Below are 16,035 nucleotides of genomic sequence, written 5' to 3'. Positions count from 1 at the left end.
GTAGTCTTTTCTAGTTAAAGCTGGCCAGCCACTGCTCCGCCTCCTCGTCACCTAGCGACGAGGCGCGGGCAAAGGCTTGTTTCGCTTGCCCATCCTCACCCCAGGCGTAAGCAAGTTGACCATAGGCTCGCCAGTCGGCAGCAACTTGCGTATGCAGCGCTAAGGCGTGCCAGGCATTCAGGGCCTTCTCAACGTCTTTAGCCTGCCGCCAAGCGTTGGCAAGCAAACGCAGATGGGACTCATCGCGAACGATATCGCCCTCATTCAGCGCCCGCTCTAGGTGTTCTGCCGCTCTAGCGGGGGTTCCGCCGGCGAGATGGAGTTGAATCAACAGCCAGAAATCTTCCTGCTCGGTCAACTTACCTAATTGCCACCCGGCCTCCCACAAACCAGCGGCAACCCCTGACTGCCCAGCCTGCTGGGCAAGCCCGGCGGCTTGGCGCCAATCTGCGGGGTCGCTTTGCGCATTCAAGTCATCTAGCAGCCAGCCCAATGCCTGATCGCCTTGCCCGGCATTGCGATACACAGCAAGCGCCAGAGCCTGCTGTACTTCGTTGGGCTCTGGCGTCTCATTAAGTGCTTGCTCAAGCCAGCCAGCGGCTTCTTCCCAACGCTCCTGTTGCGCCAGCAGGCGGGTTAGCTGCCAGGTAGTATCACTATCTTGCTGATTGGCTAACCACTCACTGAGTAGCTCAATGGCCTGATCACGCTGGCCAGCAGCACGGCGCAGTGAGGCCTCCTCACGTAGCCAACGGGCTGCTTGGACACTATCCACACCGTTTAAGCCACGGGCAATCGCCAGCCGATCCGCTGCCGCAGCGTGCTGATCCTGACGCGCCAAGGCACCTGCCGCTAACTGTTGATAGAGCGCACTGGCCCACTGATCCGATTGGTTGCCGGATGCCAACCGCTCAGCCTGGGCCGTTGCCCGCTCAACGACCTGAGGCAACGCGCCCTCTTTTAACTGGCTTTGCAGCGCATTGAGGTCAGCAATCACATCACCTTGTAGCGCAGGGCTGGCCTGTGACGAAAGAGGCCAAACGCTGAGTAATAGAATGCATAAAAGACGCTTCATACGGCTACCTCAACTCAAACTCGATCCGCTGGGTGGCATTGCGTAACCGATCGCTGGGTTCAAATTGCCACTTGGCAATCGCCTCCCGCGCGGCATCATCAAACACCCGACGCGGCTGCGCGCTGGTAACCCGTATAGAAGAGCTGTCGACACTGCCATCACGCCGAATCGTAAAGGCCACCTCTACAAAGCCTTCCATACCTCGGCGCTGGGCACGGGGCGGGTACTTTGGACCAACTTGGTTCGTCGGTGTCACTTGGCCCACATTCACCGGCTCATTAGAGGGCGCTGGCTGAGCTTCCGGGGCAGCTTCGCGCACGGCGGGTGCAGAATCCACTGACGCAGGGGCTGCTCTAGGAGCTGCCTCGACAGGTTGCTGTTGCGGGGTCGGCTCTGGTCTCGGCTCAGGAGTAGGTTCGGGCCGGGGTTCCGGTTTAACTTCCGTTAGCTCCGGGAGTTCGCTGTCCATTTCAACCGGCTCGACGGGCTCATCTGGCAGTTCCACTTCCGGCAGACTAATAGTGCTTTCCGCTACCGGAGGCGGCTCGGGTGCAGGCATGGGCGGCGGCGTTTGCTGGGGTGCCGCTTCAACAGGCTGAGGCGTGGGCGCCTCCTGCTCAGGGGCCACCTCCGGCGCTTCAATCATGGTCATCGCCATGCTCATGGTCAGCTCTTCGGGCTCCCGCTCAGGGGGAGCCACTAACTGGGCAAGTAGCCAGAACAAGCCCACCGCCAGCACGACGCCTCCCAATAATGACAGCAGGTGGCGCATCATGACCCACTCCGACTCGCCGCCACCGCCACTTGGTCAACGCCCGCCTCACGTAGGCGATCCATCACCTCGATCAGCAAGCCCGTGGTGGATTCGCGATCCGCCTGAATAACCACCGAGCCATCATCACTTAGCATATCGGCTACCTGCTGGCCGACCCGATGGGCATCCACGGGACTGCCATCTACCCACACTGCACCCTCGGGGGAAATCGCCACGAGCACCTGGGCATCCGGGCGCGGGGTGGCGGCGCTAGATTCCGGCCGCTCAATCTCGACACCGCTCTCTTTGACAAAGCTGGTAGTCACAATAAAGAAAATCAGCATGATAAATACCACGTCAAGCATCGGGGTAAGATTCACCTCGTTGCTCTCAGCAGTCGCATCTATGGAACGACGTCTACGCATCACTCTCCTCCAGTGCCCGCGCCAGGCGATCATGCAGCCGCTGGTCTTCGCGACGGATGACGTGCTCTAAACGGCTAATAAATAACAGCCCTACTACGGCAATGGCCATGCCGGTCAAGGTCGGCAGCGTCGCCCGGGCAACCCCATCTGCCATAGCGCGGGCTTGATGGGTCTCGCTCAGCGAAAGGCTATCGAACACGCTAATCATGCCCGTCACGGTGCCTAACAGGCCTAGTAACGGACATAGCGCGACTAACAGTTTTAACCATGGCAAGGGTTTGCGCAGCCTGGCGACCAGCGCCTCGGCCCACACCTGACGCAGTGTCCGGGCACTCCAACTGGAGTGGTCACTACGTGCCGCCCAGCGGCGTAACAGTTGACGGCGTGCTATACGCCAAGTAATCCGGTAGTACCACCAGCGCTCCATAGCCATGGCAAACACCAGTACGGCCACGACGGCCAAAACCACCAGTACCGCGCCACCCGCCTCTACTAAGCGCTCAACGGGTTCGAGCCAGAGAGGAAGAGTGGACATGTTAATTCACCACGGGCGTGTGAGATTCCAGATGATCTGCCAGTGTCGCGCTCGCCTGCCCTTCAATCACGTGGGTCAAGTAACGGCTGCGGCCTGCCAAAGCGGTCTGTACAAACAACAGCGGTACGGCGGTAATTAGACCTAGTACGGTGGTCACTAGTGCCTGACTGATGCCGCCCGCCATAAGTTGCGGGTCGCCGGTGCCAAACACGGTAATCGCCTGGAAAGTCACGATCATGCCGGTTACCGTGCCCAGCAGGCCGAGCAACGGTGCTATCGCGGCAAGCAGCTTCACCATCGGCTGGCTGCGTTCCAACCTGGGCAACTCGGCCAACACCGCTTCATCCAACCGCGCTTCCAGCGCCTCCGGAGTTTGATGTTTATCCATGCCTTCAAAGCGCAGTAGCACCCGCCCCAACGGGTTATTGTCCCGCAACTGATCGAGGGATTGCCGCTGACGCTTTACGCGCAGGCTAACCAGCACTAGATAGAGATACTGCCCCAGACCGATGATCATACCCAGAATACCCAGCGCCACGACAACGTAGCCGACATAGCCGCCCTGCTGGAAACGCTCCCATAGACTGGGTTGCTGGGCCAAGGCCTCCAGCACGCTGCCCTGGGTAGGATCAATGGCAAAGACGCTGCTCTCGCCTTGGTAGTAATCCGCCAGTACCCCGCCAATGGCATCGGGGGTACGCGGCAGAACCACTAAGTTGCCGTCATTTTCACCGCGCTCTAAAAGCTCGTTCTCGGTAAAGGCCGCAAAATCGCCCAACCGCACCAACTCGCGGGCGGCCACCTCGCCGTTAGCATCGGCTACTGGCATTGAAAGCCGTTCGGCACGGCCGGTGCGCGCGGTTAGCGTTGCCAAGCGATCCACCACGTTTTCCAGCTGATGGCGCTCAAGCACTTCCACTTCATCCAACCGCGGCGGCAGCGAGCCCTCCTCAAGGGTTAGCAGACTCTGTTCGCCAAGCGTGTTGCGAATCTCTGAGCTATGTCGGGCAAGATTGGCCAGCAGACCCGAGAGCGCTTCGCCCTGCTCTGCCTGGCGCTCGCTCAGCTCGCTGGCTTGATCTGTTTGCTCTGCCTGCTGCGCCTGTAGTGCTTCATGCTGCTGCTGGACATCTTCGTGCTCTGCGCGCGCCTGCTCCAGCGCGGACTCTAGCGCCTGCTGGTCATCCAGAAAGCTCATTAGCCGCTGCTGGTCTCGCGCTTCAGCAGCCTCACGGGCTTCACGCAGAGAAGTAGCGCTTTCGGTTTGCGCCATTGATATACCACTTACCGCTACCAGTCCCAATACAACACAGACATAGCCAAGTTGACGGAGTGTTAGTCGACTCATGGTTGCTCTCCCTGCAGGTCATTGGCACTGATCGAGAGCGGCAAGGTTAATAGATCAGGGGCGCGCTGATCTTCCGCCATACGCAGCCCACTGCGCACTTCACGCAGGTACTCGTCATCCAGCGGCTGCCATGCGCCGTTCTCAGCACTCCAACCCCCCCCCTCACGGCCATCGGGGGTTAGGTAATAAAAGCCGATACGCCCGATGCGCAAGAAATCCACTTCGCGTTCGCGACCATCCTGACTTAAACGCCCCCGCCAGCTGTCCATCTCCTGACCATAATCGAGCTCAACGCGCCAGGCCTCTAACAGTCCATTAATACGCTCGATAGTGTTTTGACCTTGCTCGTCTGGCTGACGCTCAACCCGCGCCAACCGCTCTTCACGTAGAAACGGCAGGTCACGCTCAATCCAGCCGCTCAGTTGCTCGGCCATATTCTGTTCGATCACGGGCAGCGCTGCGCGGGTCTCTTCCAGCGTATCCAGCGCCGTCGCCAAACGCTGCTGACGCTCGGCCTCTTCCGCCAAGCGCCCGGACAGAGAGGCGTTATCAGCCTTCAACTGGCGGGTTTCGCGCTCCAAACGGCGCAACTCCTCCAACTGCTCCCGGGTCTGTTCATCGGCAGCATCAATCTGCTCCTGAAGCGCTGCCTGGGTTTGCTGGGCTTCGACACTTTCGGCCGCTTGAGCCACTGCTTGTTCACTTGCCATCAGCGTGCCACTGGCCAGCACTCCCGCTAGCCACCATCCACGCAAGGCAAAGAAAGGCCTGTTCAGCACGTCGACTCTCCGTCACTGAGTAGCGGGCGGCGAGCACCGCGCCACTAAAAACTAATTGGGTATTAGAACGATTTGCGTTTATCTTTTCTGGGACATAGCCTACCACTAATAGAATAAATGACAATATTTATCATTAACGATCATTTGATTTCGCTTACCTAACACGCATAAAAAAAGGCGCCCATCTGAACTGCACCCCAAAAGTTGGACGCTCATCCAACGATTGGGGTGTTTTTCATGACGAAACATAATGAAGCGTTCAAGTTACTAGTAGTGCAACGCTACGCAGAAGGACAGCAGGGTTACAAGAGTCTGGCCAGACAGTACGGTCTTGGCCCTACAACCGTCAGGCGTTGGGTTAAACACTTTGAACAGCATGGTCTAAGTGGCTTGCAGAAAAAGTTCACCCACTACAGCGCTGAGTTCAAATTAGCGGTGTTGCAACAGATGAGGCAAGAGGAGCTATCAGCCTTACAAGCGACGACTCTGTTCGATATTCGAGGTGGTACGAGCGTCGTACGACAGTGGGAAAGCCAGTATCATGAAGGAGGCTTCCAAGCGTTGGAGCCTAAAGCCCGAGGACGTCCGACGAAGATGCCTACAACAGAGCCCCCAAAGCCCCCACTTCCACTGACGGATAAGAGCTCGCTGGAGCAGCTGCTCCAAGAGAATGAGTACTTGCGTGCTGAGGTGGCCTACCTAAAAAAGTTGAGGGCCTTGCGTCAGGCAAAAGAACAAGCCGCGCAGAAAAAGCGCAGATAGTCCTTGAGCTGAAGCAAGGCCACCCTTTGGCGGTGCTGCTAAAAGTAGCAGAATTGTCGCGTAGTACGTTCTATTATCAGGCAAGGGCTCAGCAGTTGGAAGATCGGCATGCTGGTCTGAAGCGACGCATTCACGTCCTCTACGAGCATCACAAAGGCCGCTACGGTTATCGCCGAATCACAGCAGCGTTGCGTCAGTCGGGCGAGCAGGTCAACCATAAGACAGTCCAGCGCCTAATGCAGCATCTAGGCTTGAAGTCGCTGGTACGCCCGAAGAAATACCGCTCCTATCGTGGACAACAGGCCAGTGTTCCCAATCTTCTTGCCCGCCAGTTTCATGCTGAACGACCCAACCAAAAGTGGGTAACCGACGTCACGGAGTTTAATATCCGAGGCGAAAAGCTGTACTTGTCGCCTGTGATGGATCTCTACAACGGGGAAATCGTGTCCTACTCAATGCAGAAACAGCCGCAGTACTCGCTGGTAGGGGGGATGCTCAAGAAAGCCTTGGCTAAGTTGGCCGACCAAGACGCGCCTTTACTGCATTCTGATCAAGGCTGGCAATATCAGATGTCAGCTTACCGGCGTAAGCTCAGCGAGCATGGCGTGATTCAGAGCATGTCACGTAAAGGCAATTGCCTGGATAATGCCGCAATGGAGAGCTTCTTTGGTACGCTGAAGTCAGAATATTTTTACCTGAACCGCTTTGACACCATTGAGCAATTACAGGCGGGCATTCGGCACTATATCCATTACTACAATCACGAGCGGATTAAGACCAAATTAAAAGGCCTGAGTCCGGTGCAGTACCGAAATCAGGCCTTGGCTGCTTAGTTTTTCACTGTCCAAGTTTATGGGGTCAGTTCACATCAGCGCCCGTTATCACAATATCTAAGCTTAATAGTTAACCACTACGTACTCTTTTGTCAGCGGCGCCAGCGGGAGTTGCCAAGCCTCTTCACGGGTTACCCATCTTGCTTCGGCTATTTCAGCCGCCGCCTCCACAGGCTCGTCGATAACCAGGCTAAACAGGTGCGCTTCAAGCATAATGTCCGGTTCATTGGCAGCGGGAGCGCTGTGCACGCCTAGCGGAATCAGTTGATCTTCATTAACCTGCAAGCCCAACTCCTCTTTCAGCTCACGGCACAGCGCCTCTGGGGCGGTTTCACCCGCATCGATCTTGCCGCCGGGCTGCATAAAGAAGGACGTATTGTGCTTACGCACTAATAGCAAACGACCATCGGGATCGCTCACCATTGCTGCAGCAATTTTTAATACGTTAGCGGGACTGTCTGGCATACCTCCTCCTCTATGCACATTTATTTATACCATCAACTCATCTCCTCCCACTCATACGGCTATTAAAACGCCCAGTCGTCGTCTTCGGTGGCGACGGCTTTGCCGATGACGTAAGAAGAACCGGAGCCGGAGAAGAAGTCGTGATTCTCGTCGGCGTTAGGTGACAGAGCCGCCATGATGGTCGGGTCCACATCGGTGACGCTGCTGGGGAATAGGGGCTCAAAGCCAAGATTCATCAGCGCTTTATTGGCGTTGTAGTGAAGGAATTTTTTCACATCTTCGCTAAGGCCTACCTCGTCATAAAGAGACTCGGTGTAGCGCACTTCGTTGTCGTAGAGCTCCAGCAGCAGCTCATAGGCGTAATCTTTGACTTCCTGCTGACGCGCTGGCGTCGCTTCCGCCATTGCCTGCTGGAATTTATAGCCGATGTAGTAGCCGTGTACCGCTTCGTCGCGAATGATTAGACGAATAAGGTCGGCGGTGTTGGTCAACTTGGCATGGCTTGACCAGTACATCGGCAGGTAGAAGCCGGAGTAGAACAGAAATGACTCAAGGAACACGCTGGCAACTTTGCGCATCAGCGGATCATCCGAGCGGTAGCGCTCCAGAATCAGCTGAGATTTTGCCTGCAGAGTAGGGTTCTCTTCGCTCCAGCGGAACGCGTCATCCACATCACGGGTGGTACAGAGCGTCGAGAAGATCGAGCTATAGGAGCGCGCATGCACTGATTCCATAAAGGCGATGTTGGTGTAAACCGCCTCTTCATGGGGAGTGCGAGCGTCTTCCATTAATACCGGCGCACCCACGCTGCTTTGGATGGTGTCCAGCAGTGTAAGGCCCGTGAAAACGCGGATCGTCAGCTGCTTTTCTTTCTCGGTCAGCGTATTCCACGACTGAATATCGTTCGACAGCGGCACCTTCTCGGGAAGCCAAAAATTACTGGTCAAGCGGTTCCACACTTCCAGGTCTTTATCATCCTGAAGCCGGTTCCAGTTAATCGCATCAATGCGCGATAAACGTTGCATGGTATTCATATCACTCTCTCAAAGCCCGGCTATGAGAGCCGGGCTAGCAAAGCTCGTTTAAAAACGAATGCTCAATAACGGACACAAGGCGTAGCGGCAGAAATCAGTACCATTACAGCGTGCAGGAAACGCAGCCTTCTACCTCAGTACCTTCTAACGCGCTCTGGCGCAGGCGAATGTAGTAAAGCGTTTTGATGCCTTTGCGCCAGGCGTAAATCTGCGCCTTATTGATATCGCGCGTGCTTGCGGTGTCCGGGAAGAACAGCGTTAGCGATAAGCCCTGGTCGACGTGCTGCGAGGCTTCCGCGTAGGTATCGATGATCTTTTCCGGGCCGATTTCGTAGGCGTCCTGGAAGTAGTCAAAATTAGCTTCATCCAGGAAAGGTGCCGGGTAGTAAACACGCCCCAATTTGCCCTCTTTACGAATCTCGATTCTCGCAGCCACCGGGTGAATACTGGAGGTGGAGTTATTGATGTAGGAGATCGACCCCGTGGGCGGTACTGCCTGCAGGTTACGGTTATACAAACCGTGGGCCATGACCGAGGCTTTCAGCTCCTGCCAATCGTCCTGGGTCGGCAGCGCGATACCGCTGCGCTCAAACAGCCCACGTACTTTATCAGTCCGCGGCAACCACGCCTGGTCGGTGTACTTATCGAAGAAAGTACCCGAGGCGTAGGTAGAGTCTGCAAAGCCCGCAAACGACTCTTTGTGCTCAATCGCCAAACGGTTCGACGCACGAATCGCATGGAAGGCAACGCAGTAGAAGTAGAGATTGGTAAAATCCAAACCTTCGTCAGAGCCGTAGTAGATGTGCTCCCGTGCCAGATAGCCGTGTAGATTCATCTGGCCCAAGCCAATCGCCCGCGACTTGGCATTACCTTCGGCAATAGAGGGCACGCTGCGCAGGTTACTCATCTCTGATACGGCGGTGAGGCCACGAATGGCGATTTCCACACTGGTACCGATATCGCCTGCGTCCATCACCTTGGCAATGTTCATGGAGCCCAGGTTACAGGAGATGTCCTGACCGATTTGGCGATAACCCAGGTCATCGTCATACTCGGTAGGCGTATTGACCTGAAGAATTTCCGAGCAAAGGTTGCTCATGTTGATACGGCCAGCAATCGGGTTGGCGCGATTAACCGTGTCTTCGAACATGATGTACGGGTAGCCCGACTCGAACTGCAGCTCGGCTAGAGTTTGGAAGAAGGCCCGTGCATTGATCTTATGCTTACGAATGCGCGCATCCGCAACCATCTCTTGGTACTTCTCGGTAACGCTGATGTCGCCAAAGGGCACGCCGTAAACACGCTCTACATCGTAGGGCGAGAACAGGTACATGTCGTCGTTGCGCTTGGCAAGTTCAAAGGTAATATCCGGAATCGTCACGCCCAGGGAGAGCGTTTTGATACGAATTTTCTCGTCGGCATTTTCCCGCTTGGTATCCAAAAAGCGCAGGATATCCGGGTGGTGAGCGTTAAGATACACCGCCCCTGCCCCCTGACGAGCCCCCAGCTGGTTAGCATAGGAGAAGGCGTCTTCCAGCAGTTTCATAATCGGGATGATGCCCGATGACTGGTTTTCAATACGCTTGATGGGCGCACCCGACTCACGAATATTACTGAGCAGAAACGCCACGCCGCCGCCGCGTTTGGAGAGCTGGAGGGCCGAGTTAATCGAACGGCCAATCGACTCCATATTGTCTTCGATACGCAGTAGGAAGCATGACACCAGCTCGCCGCGCTGCTGCTTGCCACAGTTCAAAAAGGTGGGGGTCGCCGGCTGAAAGCGGCCGCTAATGATTTCATCCACCAGCGACTTCGCCAGCGTTTCGTCGCCCCGCGCCAGGGTTAGCGCGACCATGCAGACGCGGTCTTCGTAACGCTCTAGATAGCGCTTGCCGTCGAACGTCTTCAGCGTGTAGCTGGTGTAGTACTTAAAGGCGCCCAAAAAGCTAGGGAAGCGAAACTTATATGCATAGGCCTGCTCGAACAGCGCCTTGATAAAGGCGAAGCTGTACTGGGCCAGCATCTCGGCTTCGTAATACTGCTCTTCGACCAGGTAATCGAGTTTCTCCTCTAACGAGTGGAAAAACACCGTGTTCTGGTTAACGTGCTGCAAAAAGTACTGGCGTGCCGCTTCGCGATCTTTATCCAACTGCAGCTCGCCATTGGCACCGTACAGGTTGAGCATGGCGTTAAGAGCGTGATAGTCCAGCGTGCGAGCTTCTGTCTTCGCCGCTGGCCGCTTGGCCTCACCGTTTTTAGTGGATACGTCGTTCGAGACTGAGTCTTTCGGCGCTGAGTCTTTCAGGGCTAGGTTTGTCGTTTCCAAAACTCTTCTACTCCTTGACGGACATTGGCCACGTCATCGTCGGTGCCAAATAATTCGAATCGATACAGCAGCGGCACTTGGCATTTTTTCGCAATAATGCGGCCAGCAAGGCCATACGCTTCGCCAAAATTTGTATTTCCCGCTGCAATCACCCCCCGCAGGAGGCTTCGATTATGTGTGTCGTTAAGAAAATGGATCACCTGCTTGGGCACCGCACCCTGCTCGCTTCCCCCACCATAAGTGGGGGTAATTAAAATATACGGCTGGGTGACTCGTGGAACAGGCTCATCTCGATTCAACGGCAGTCGCTTTGCGGCAAAACCAAGTTTTTCTACAAATCGATGGGTATTGCCTGATTTTGTAGAGAAGTAAACCAAACTGCCGGCGATAGGTGAAGGTGAGCAACTTGCCAGCATTGGGATGACTTAAGCCAGCGCTTGAATGCGGTCTGGGCGGAAACCCGACCAGTGATCCTCGCCGACGACTACGACAGGAAGCTGGCGATAGCCGAGAGCTTCGACTTCTTCTTGGGCACCGGATTCGGCGGTAATATCGATAACAGTGTAATCAAGCCCCTGCTTGTCGAGCGCGCGGTAAGTCGCGGTGCATTGAACACAAGCGGGCTTGCTATAAATTTGGATTTCCATGGCTATTTTCCTTTTCATAGCGGCATTTTTCGGGTAGGGCACATCTAGTGCCTGCCCTCTCTAAAAGATACGACGCATACTATATATAGACCAATGAAAAATCAATTCAAGCATATGTGGTATTTTTCATCCACAGGATATTGACAGCTAATGCCCAACCCTGCCCCTAAAACACTGTCCCAGGCAATAAAAAACCGCCCACTAAAAAGTGGACGGTTTTTAACAGCGCCGTGAACCGGCGCAGTTAGCGGCTCATAGCAATATTAGCTAATCGCAGCTTGATAACGACGCTCAACGTCTTCCCAGTTAACTACGTTAAAGAACGCAGCAATGTAGTCAGGACGCTTGTTTTGATACTTCAGGTAGTAGGCATGCTCCCAAACATCCAGACCGAGCAGCGGCGTGTTGCCGTGCATCAACGGGCTGTCTTGGTTCAGGGTATTCTCTACCACCAATTTCTTTTCAGGAGTAATGGAGAGCCAAGCCCAACCACTGCCGAAACGGCCAAGGGCGGCTTTTTTGAATTCTTCTTTAAAGGCTTCCAGGCCACCCAGCTCAGCGTCAATCGCTTTTGCGACATCACCCTGGGGATTACCACCACCGTTAGGCGACATCATTTGCCAAAACATAGAGTGGTTGGCATGACCGCCACCGTTATTGATAACGGCTTGACGCTTGGCTTCTGGAACGCGATCCAGATTAGCGACCAGCTCTTCGACAGGTACATCTTCAAGACCTGTGCCTTCCAGCGTGGCGTTCAGGTTGTTGATGTAGGTTTGATGGTGACGAGAATGGTGAATTTCCATCGTCATCGCATCGATGTTTGGTTCGAGAGCGTCATATGCGTACGGCAATTCGGGTAGTGTATGTGCCATATCATCATCTCCTTGAGTGGCTTTCGTTGCTTTCATTTATCTATGTGCGGTCAGCCCGCAGCTTTTTCAACCACCGGGGTGGTTTTTCTTACCTTTTGCCCCAGTACTTTAGTCAACTATTGCCAGTTTACCTAATACACCCGCCAAAAAAAAAGCCGACTTCTGGCGAAGTCGGCCCACCGCTATTGAATCACGGTATTGCTTACAGCTTGCTCTCAAGTTCCGGCAGGATCTCAAATAGATCCCCCACCAGGCCGTAATCCGCCACCTGGAAAATCGGTGCTTCGTCGTCTTTATTGATCGCGACGATCACCTTGGAGTCTTTCATGCCCGCCAGGTGCTGAATGGCACCGGAAATACCCACGGCGATATACAGATCTGGGGCAACGATCTTGCCGGTCTGGCCAACCTGCATATCGTTGGGCACAAAGCCTGCGTCTACCGCGGCCCGGGAAGCACCAATGGCAGCCCCCAGCTTGTCGGCAATGCCGTCGAGCAGCTTGAAGTTTTCGCCGTTGCCCATACCGCGGCCACCGGAGATCACCACCTTGGCTCCGCCCAATTCGGGACGATCTGACTGCGCCAGCTCCTCTTTGACAAAGCTGGACTGGCTGTTGTCCACCACTACGTCGACGGCTTCCACCGTCGCGCTGCCGCTGGTGCCGACCGCATCAAAGCCGGTGGAACGCACGGTGATGACCTTGAGCACATCGTCGCTTTTCACCGTCGCAATGGCGTTACCGGCGTAGATAGGACGCTTGAAGGTATCGGCACTGTCCACGGCGATAACGTCCGACAGCTGGCTAACATCTTTTAGCGCCGCTAAACGCGGCAGTACGTTTTTGCCGGTGGTGGAGGCGCTGGCCAGTACGTGGGTGTAGCCATCGGCCAGTTCGACCAGCAGCGCGCCCATTGGCTCGGCCAGCTGGTGGGCGTAAACGGCGTTATCCGCGACGCGTACTTTGCTTACGCCGTCGAGTTTGGCGGCAGCTTCCGCGGCGGCCTGAACCCCTTCACCGGCCACCAGCACGTCAATATCGCCACCGATGGCTTGGGCGGCCGCTACGACGTGGGCAGTGGCGCCGGCCAGTTGGCCTTCGTGTAGATCCGCAAGTACCAGAATGCTCATGGCATCAACTCCTTTCAAAGCTCTTTTCTTAAAGTACGGTTTTCAAAGCACTTATCTTAAAGAGCTTATCTCAAAGAACTTTGGCTTCGTTTTTCAGTTTGTCGATCAGCTCGTCTACCGAGGCGACTTTGACGCCGCCTTTGCGCTCGGCGGGCGACTCTACTTTGAGCAGACTGACCTTGGAGGCGACCTCGATGCCGTAGTCGGCGGGGGTTTTCACATCCAGCGGCTTCTTCTTGGCCTTCATGATGTCGGGCAGCTTGGCGTAGCGAGGCTCGTTGAGGCGCAGGTCGGTGGTGACGATCGCCGGTAGCGTCAGTGCGATGGTTTGCAGGCCGCCGTCGATTTCACGCGTCACGTTCACCTTGTCACCGTCCACTGCAACTTCCGAGGCAAAAGTGCCTTGGGGCAGACCGGTCAGCGCGGCGAGCATTTGGCCGGTCTGGTTGTTGTCGGTGTCGATGGCCTGCTTGCCCAGCACCACCAACCCCGGCTGCTCCTCTTCGACCACTTTGGCCAGCAGCTTGGCCACGGCCAGGGATTCGGCGCGCTCGTCGGTTTCGATATGAATGGCGCGGTCGGCGCCCAGCGCCAGCGCCGTACGCAGCTGCTCTTGGGCGGCTTTGGGCCCTACCGTGACGGCGACGACTTCTGTCGCCACGCCCTTCTCTTTCAGGCGTACCGCCTCTTCCACGGCAATTTCGCAGAAAGGGTTCATGGCCATTTTGACGTTGGTAAGATCGACGTCCGAATGATCCGCCTTAACGCGGATTTTGACGTTGTAGTCGATGACGCGTTTCACCGCGACGAGTACTTTCATAGGTTCCTCGCTTGGCTTGTCGTAAAGCCGTTACCCTGAGACGGCACCCGCCCAGCGGATACCCCTTTTTAAGATGTGTGGTGTATTGAAGACTTACCGGCAATCGCTCAACAGCGATTCGCCTGCCCCAATACAGGCGCTGCCAACAAAAAATGGCGGCGCTTTTAAATTCAATGCATAAAATTCAATCGAGCGTTTGATAGGTGCGCAATTGAAAAACCCTCCCAATTTGCCATAGCCTGCCACAAAGCGACAATACCTAATGCTTAATCATCCACTACGGCCTTAGTCGTAGCACTGAACGAGGGTTAACAAAGCATACCGTCAATAAATGCTCCTTTCACCATCGTAGGCGTGACCTGACACAGGTATTATGCCTATCATGAGGCATAACCAGAAGCAAACGACCGTTTTAAATTAAGGCCGACTTTTTATAAGCTAGTTCCCTGGAGTTAACCTTAGATTAGCTTTGTAAACGCTGGCACTTAAAGAGAATAAGGAGAAACCGGGTGGAAACTGTAGAACGCGATGTAATGGACTTTGATGTCGTCATTGTCGGTGCGGGCCCATCTGGGCTTTCCGCCGCATGCCGACTAATGCAGCAAGCCAACGAGGCTGAGCAAGAGCTCACGGTTTGCGTCGTTGAGAAAGGCTCAGAAGTTGGCGCACATATTTTATCGGGCGCGGTCTTTGAACCTCGCGCACTGGCGGAACTGTTTCCAGATTGGGAAGAGCGCGGCGCACCGCTCAATACCCCGGCGATTCGCGATGACGTTTTCTTGCTCAAAGACGCCGAAAAAGCGCAGAAAGTGCCCAACGCCTTGGTACCTAAAAGCATGCATAACACCGGCGGCGAGCTTACCCGCTATGTAATCAGTGCAGGCAATCTGTGCCGCTGGCTGGCGGAACAGGCAGAGGGCCTCGGCGTAGAAATCTTCCCAGGCTTTGCCGCCCAAGAGGTCATTATTGAAGAAGGCGCCGTGCGCGGCATTCTGATTGGCGACATGGGTGTTGCCGCAGATGGCACCCCTAAAGATGGCCATATGCCGGGCATGGAACTACGCGCCAAATACACGCTGTTTGCCGAAGGCTCGCGGGGGCATTTGGGCAAGCGCTTAATCAAAGACTTCTCACTGGATGCAGGTCGCGACCCGCAACACTACGGTATCGGCCTTAAAGAGCTGTGGGATGTGCCTGCCGACAAGCATGAGCCTGGGCTTGTGTTGCATGGTTCTGGCTGGCCATTAGATAAAAACGCTCACGGCGGCTGGTTTCTTTACCATGCGGAAAACCAGCAGGTGGTGGTGGGTTTGATTATGGATCTGGGCTACCAGAACCCGTGGCTCTCGCCCTTCGACGAATTTCAGCGTATGAAGCATCATCCGGTACTTAGTCAGTATCTGGAGGGGGGCAAGCGCGTGGCTTATGGCGCCCGGGCGATTACCAAGGGGGGCTTTAACAGCCTACCCAAAATGACCTTCCCCGGCGGGCTATTGATTGGCTGCGATGCGGGCACTCTCAACTTTTCCAAGATCAAAGGCCTGCACACCGCCATGAAGTCTGGTTTGGTTGCCGCGGAGAGCGTATTTGAGGCGATCAAAGGTGGTGATGAAGGCGCCCAGGAGCTAACGAGCTTTACCCAGAAATGGGAAGCCAGCTGGGCCTACCAAGAGCTTAAAGAGAGCGCCAGCTTCGGCCCCGCGATCCATAAATATGGCACCGTGGGCGGTGGAGCATATAATTTTGCTCACCAGTTGCTGGGCAACAAGCTGCCTAACGTCCACGACACCACCACAGACTATGGCGCCCTCAAGCCTGCAGCCGAGTTTGAAAAGATTAACTATCCCAAGCCGGACGGCAAACTCTCCTTCGACAAGCCTACCTCTGTGTTTCTGTCGAACACCAACCATGAAGAGGATCAGCCGTGTCATTTGCGCCTGGACGATCCTGAGCTACCGATCCGCGAAAACCTGCCCAAATACGCAGAACCGGCGCAGCGCTACTGCCCGGCCGGTGTTTACGAAGTGGTAGAGGATAGCGCGGGCCAGCCACGCTTTCAGATCAATTTCCAAAACTGCGTGCACTGCAAAACTTGCGACATCAAAGACCCAGCGCAAAATATTACCTGGGTAGCACCAGAAGGCGGTGGCGGACCCAACTACCCTAATATGTAAAGTAGTCGGCTAAAACCTGTGCACTGCTTGCCCTACATTGGCTGTAAAAGGGTA

At 55.4% G+C, this 16,035-nt stretch carries 16 protein-coding genes; 2 read left to right on the top strand and 14 right to left on the bottom strand.

Going from position 1 to position 16,035, the window contains the following annotated elements:
- Positions 1-10: 10 nt before the first annotated feature.
- The 6 genes from LMS44_RS09110 to LMS44_RS09085 are packed head-to-tail and all read right to left on the bottom strand — an operon-like array spanning position 11 to position 4,916.
- Positions 11-1,075 (bottom strand): tetratricopeptide repeat protein, encoded by a 1,065-nt coding sequence (locus LMS44_RS09110; RefSeq protein WP_159176662.1) that lies wholly within the window; start codon positions 1,073-1,075, stop codon positions 11-13.
- A gap of 4 nt (positions 1,076-1,079) precedes the next feature.
- Positions 1,080-1,850, bottom strand: a complete 771-nt coding sequence (locus tag LMS44_RS09105) for an energy transducer TonB (RefSeq protein WP_159176660.1) — start codon at positions 1,848-1,850, stop codon at positions 1,080-1,082.
- Positions 1,847-2,254 (bottom strand): ExbD/TolR family protein, encoded by a 408-nt coding sequence (locus LMS44_RS09100; RefSeq protein WP_022523852.1) that lies wholly within the window; start codon positions 2,252-2,254, stop codon positions 1,847-1,849. Before LMS44_RS09100 ends, LMS44_RS09105 begins: the two co-directional genes overlap by 4 nt.
- Complete coding sequence (locus LMS44_RS09095) at positions 2,247-2,789, bottom strand: MotA/TolQ/ExbB proton channel family protein (RefSeq protein WP_022523853.1); 543 nt, start codon at positions 2,787-2,789, stop codon at positions 2,247-2,249. The genes LMS44_RS09100 and LMS44_RS09095 overlap by 8 nt, the downstream gene beginning before the upstream one ends.
- A 1-nt stretch (position 2,790) precedes the next feature.
- Positions 2,791-4,137, bottom strand: a complete 1,347-nt coding sequence (locus tag LMS44_RS09090) for a MotA/TolQ/ExbB proton channel family protein (protein ID WP_022523854.1) — start codon at positions 4,135-4,137, stop codon at positions 2,791-2,793.
- The gene (locus tag LMS44_RS09085) at positions 4,134-4,916 is read right to left on the bottom strand and encodes a DUF3450 domain-containing protein (RefSeq protein ID WP_278371451.1); all 783 of its coding nucleotides are present in this window, start codon (positions 4,914-4,916) and stop codon (positions 4,134-4,136) included. Before LMS44_RS09085 ends, LMS44_RS09090 begins: the two co-directional genes overlap by 4 nt.
- A gap of 237 nt (positions 4,917-5,153) precedes the next feature.
- Between LMS44_RS09085 and LMS44_RS09080 the strand changes: the two genes are divergently transcribed.
- Positions 5,154-6,511 (top strand): IS3 family transposase gene (locus tag LMS44_RS09080; protein WP_223827930.1). Its coding sequence is split into 2 segments (ribosomal slippage): positions 5,154-5,633 and positions 5,636-6,511, totalling 1,356 coding nucleotides; the frame shifts between segments, so codons are not numbered across the junction.
- Between the two features lie 63 nt (positions 6,512-6,574).
- Here LMS44_RS09080 and LMS44_RS09075 read toward each other — a convergent pair.
- The 8 genes from LMS44_RS09075 to LMS44_RS09040 form a co-directional block, all read right to left on the bottom strand.
- On the bottom strand, positions 6,575-6,976 hold the full coding sequence (locus tag LMS44_RS09075; RefSeq protein WP_022523857.1) for an NUDIX hydrolase: 402 nt from the start codon (positions 6,974-6,976) through the stop codon (positions 6,575-6,577).
- Between the two features lie 62 nt (positions 6,977-7,038).
- The gene (gene nrdF, locus LMS44_RS09070; RefSeq protein ID WP_159176658.1) at positions 7,039-8,010 is read right to left on the bottom strand and encodes a class 1b ribonucleoside-diphosphate reductase subunit beta; all 972 of its coding nucleotides are present in this window, start codon (positions 8,008-8,010) and stop codon (positions 7,039-7,041) included.
- Between the two features lie 103 nt (positions 8,011-8,113).
- Positions 8,114-10,336: a class 1b ribonucleoside-diphosphate reductase subunit alpha gene (gene nrdE, locus LMS44_RS09065; RefSeq protein ID WP_022523858.1), complete on the bottom strand. Its 2,223-nt coding sequence runs from the start codon at positions 10,334-10,336 to the stop codon at positions 8,114-8,116.
- Positions 10,318-10,752, bottom strand: a complete 435-nt coding sequence (gene nrdI, locus LMS44_RS09060) for a class Ib ribonucleoside-diphosphate reductase assembly flavoprotein NrdI (RefSeq protein ID WP_009286427.1) — start codon at positions 10,750-10,752, stop codon at positions 10,318-10,320. Before nrdI ends, nrdE begins: the two co-directional genes overlap by 19 nt.
- A gap of 9 nt (positions 10,753-10,761) precedes the next feature.
- Positions 10,762-10,983, bottom strand: a complete 222-nt coding sequence (gene nrdH, locus LMS44_RS09055) for a glutaredoxin-like protein NrdH (RefSeq protein ID WP_008956787.1) — start codon at positions 10,981-10,983, stop codon at positions 10,762-10,764.
- A gap of 263 nt (positions 10,984-11,246) precedes the next feature.
- A complete protein-coding gene (locus LMS44_RS09050) occupies positions 11,247-11,858 on the bottom strand; it encodes a superoxide dismutase (RefSeq protein WP_022523859.1) in 612 nt (203 codons plus the stop codon).
- Between the two features lie 202 nt (positions 11,859-12,060).
- Complete coding sequence (locus LMS44_RS09045; protein WP_174788138.1) at positions 12,061-12,987, bottom strand: electron transfer flavoprotein subunit alpha/FixB family protein; 927 nt, start codon at positions 12,985-12,987, stop codon at positions 12,061-12,063.
- 70 nt (positions 12,988-13,057) lie between these two features.
- The gene (locus LMS44_RS09040) at positions 13,058-13,807 is read right to left on the bottom strand and encodes an electron transfer flavoprotein subunit beta/FixA family protein (protein ID WP_009287816.1); all 750 of its coding nucleotides are present in this window, start codon (positions 13,805-13,807) and stop codon (positions 13,058-13,060) included.
- A gap of 509 nt (positions 13,808-14,316) precedes the next feature.
- Here LMS44_RS09040 and LMS44_RS09035 point away from each other — a divergent pair.
- Positions 14,317-15,981: an electron transfer flavoprotein-ubiquinone oxidoreductase gene (locus LMS44_RS09035; RefSeq protein WP_009286425.1), complete on the top strand. Its 1,665-nt coding sequence runs from the start codon at positions 14,317-14,319 to the stop codon at positions 15,979-15,981.
- Positions 15,982-16,035: the final 54 nt, after the last annotated feature.

Source organism: Halomonas profundus (genome assembly GCF_020865425.1).
In the GTDB taxonomy this organism is placed as follows: domain Bacteria; phylum Pseudomonadota; class Gammaproteobacteria; order Pseudomonadales; family Halomonadaceae; genus Vreelandella; species Vreelandella titanicae.
This window is presented reverse-complemented; position numbering and strand designations above follow the sequence as displayed.

Bases quoted from the DNA above. Each gene is read 5' to 3' on its own strand.
- nrdH (WP_008956787.1), bottom strand. From the start codon at position 10,983: ATGGAAATCCAAATTTATAGCAAGCCCGCTTGTGTTCAATGCACCGCG.
- LMS44_RS09040 (WP_009287816.1), bottom strand. From the start codon at position 13,807: ATGAAAGTACTCGTCGCGGTGAAACGCGTCATCGACTACAACGTCAAA.
- LMS44_RS09105 (WP_159176660.1), bottom strand. From the start codon at position 1,850: ATGATGCGCCACCTGCTGTCATTATTGGGAGGCGTCGTGCTGGCGGTG.
- LMS44_RS09090 (WP_022523854.1), bottom strand. From the start codon at position 4,137: ATGAGTCGACTAACACTCCGTCAACTTGGCTATGTCTGTGTTGTATTG.
- LMS44_RS09095 (WP_022523853.1), bottom strand. From the start codon at position 2,789: ATGTCCACTCTTCCTCTCTGGCTCGAACCCGTTGAGCGCTTAGTAGAG.
- nrdI (WP_009286427.1), bottom strand. From the start codon at position 10,752: ATGCTGGCAAGTTGCTCACCTTCACCTATCGCCGGCAGTTTGGTTTAC.
- LMS44_RS09100 (WP_022523852.1), bottom strand. From the start codon at position 2,254: ATGCGTAGACGTCGTTCCATAGATGCGACTGCTGAGAGCAACGAGGTG.
- LMS44_RS09110 (WP_159176662.1), bottom strand. From the start codon at position 1,075: ATGAAGCGTCTTTTATGCATTCTATTACTCAGCGTTTGGCCTCTTTCG.
- LMS44_RS09050 (WP_022523859.1), bottom strand. From the start codon at position 11,858: ATGGCACATACACTACCCGAATTGCCGTACGCATATGACGCTCTCGAA.
- LMS44_RS09045 (WP_174788138.1), bottom strand. From the start codon at position 12,987: ATGAGCATTCTGGTACTTGCGGATCTACACGAAGGCCAACTGGCCGGC.
- LMS44_RS09075 (WP_022523857.1), bottom strand. From the start codon at position 6,976: ATGCCAGACAGTCCCGCTAACGTATTAAAAATTGCTGCAGCAATGGTG.
- nrdF (WP_159176658.1), bottom strand. From the start codon at position 8,010: ATGAATACCATGCAACGTTTATCGCGCATTGATGCGATTAACTGGAAC.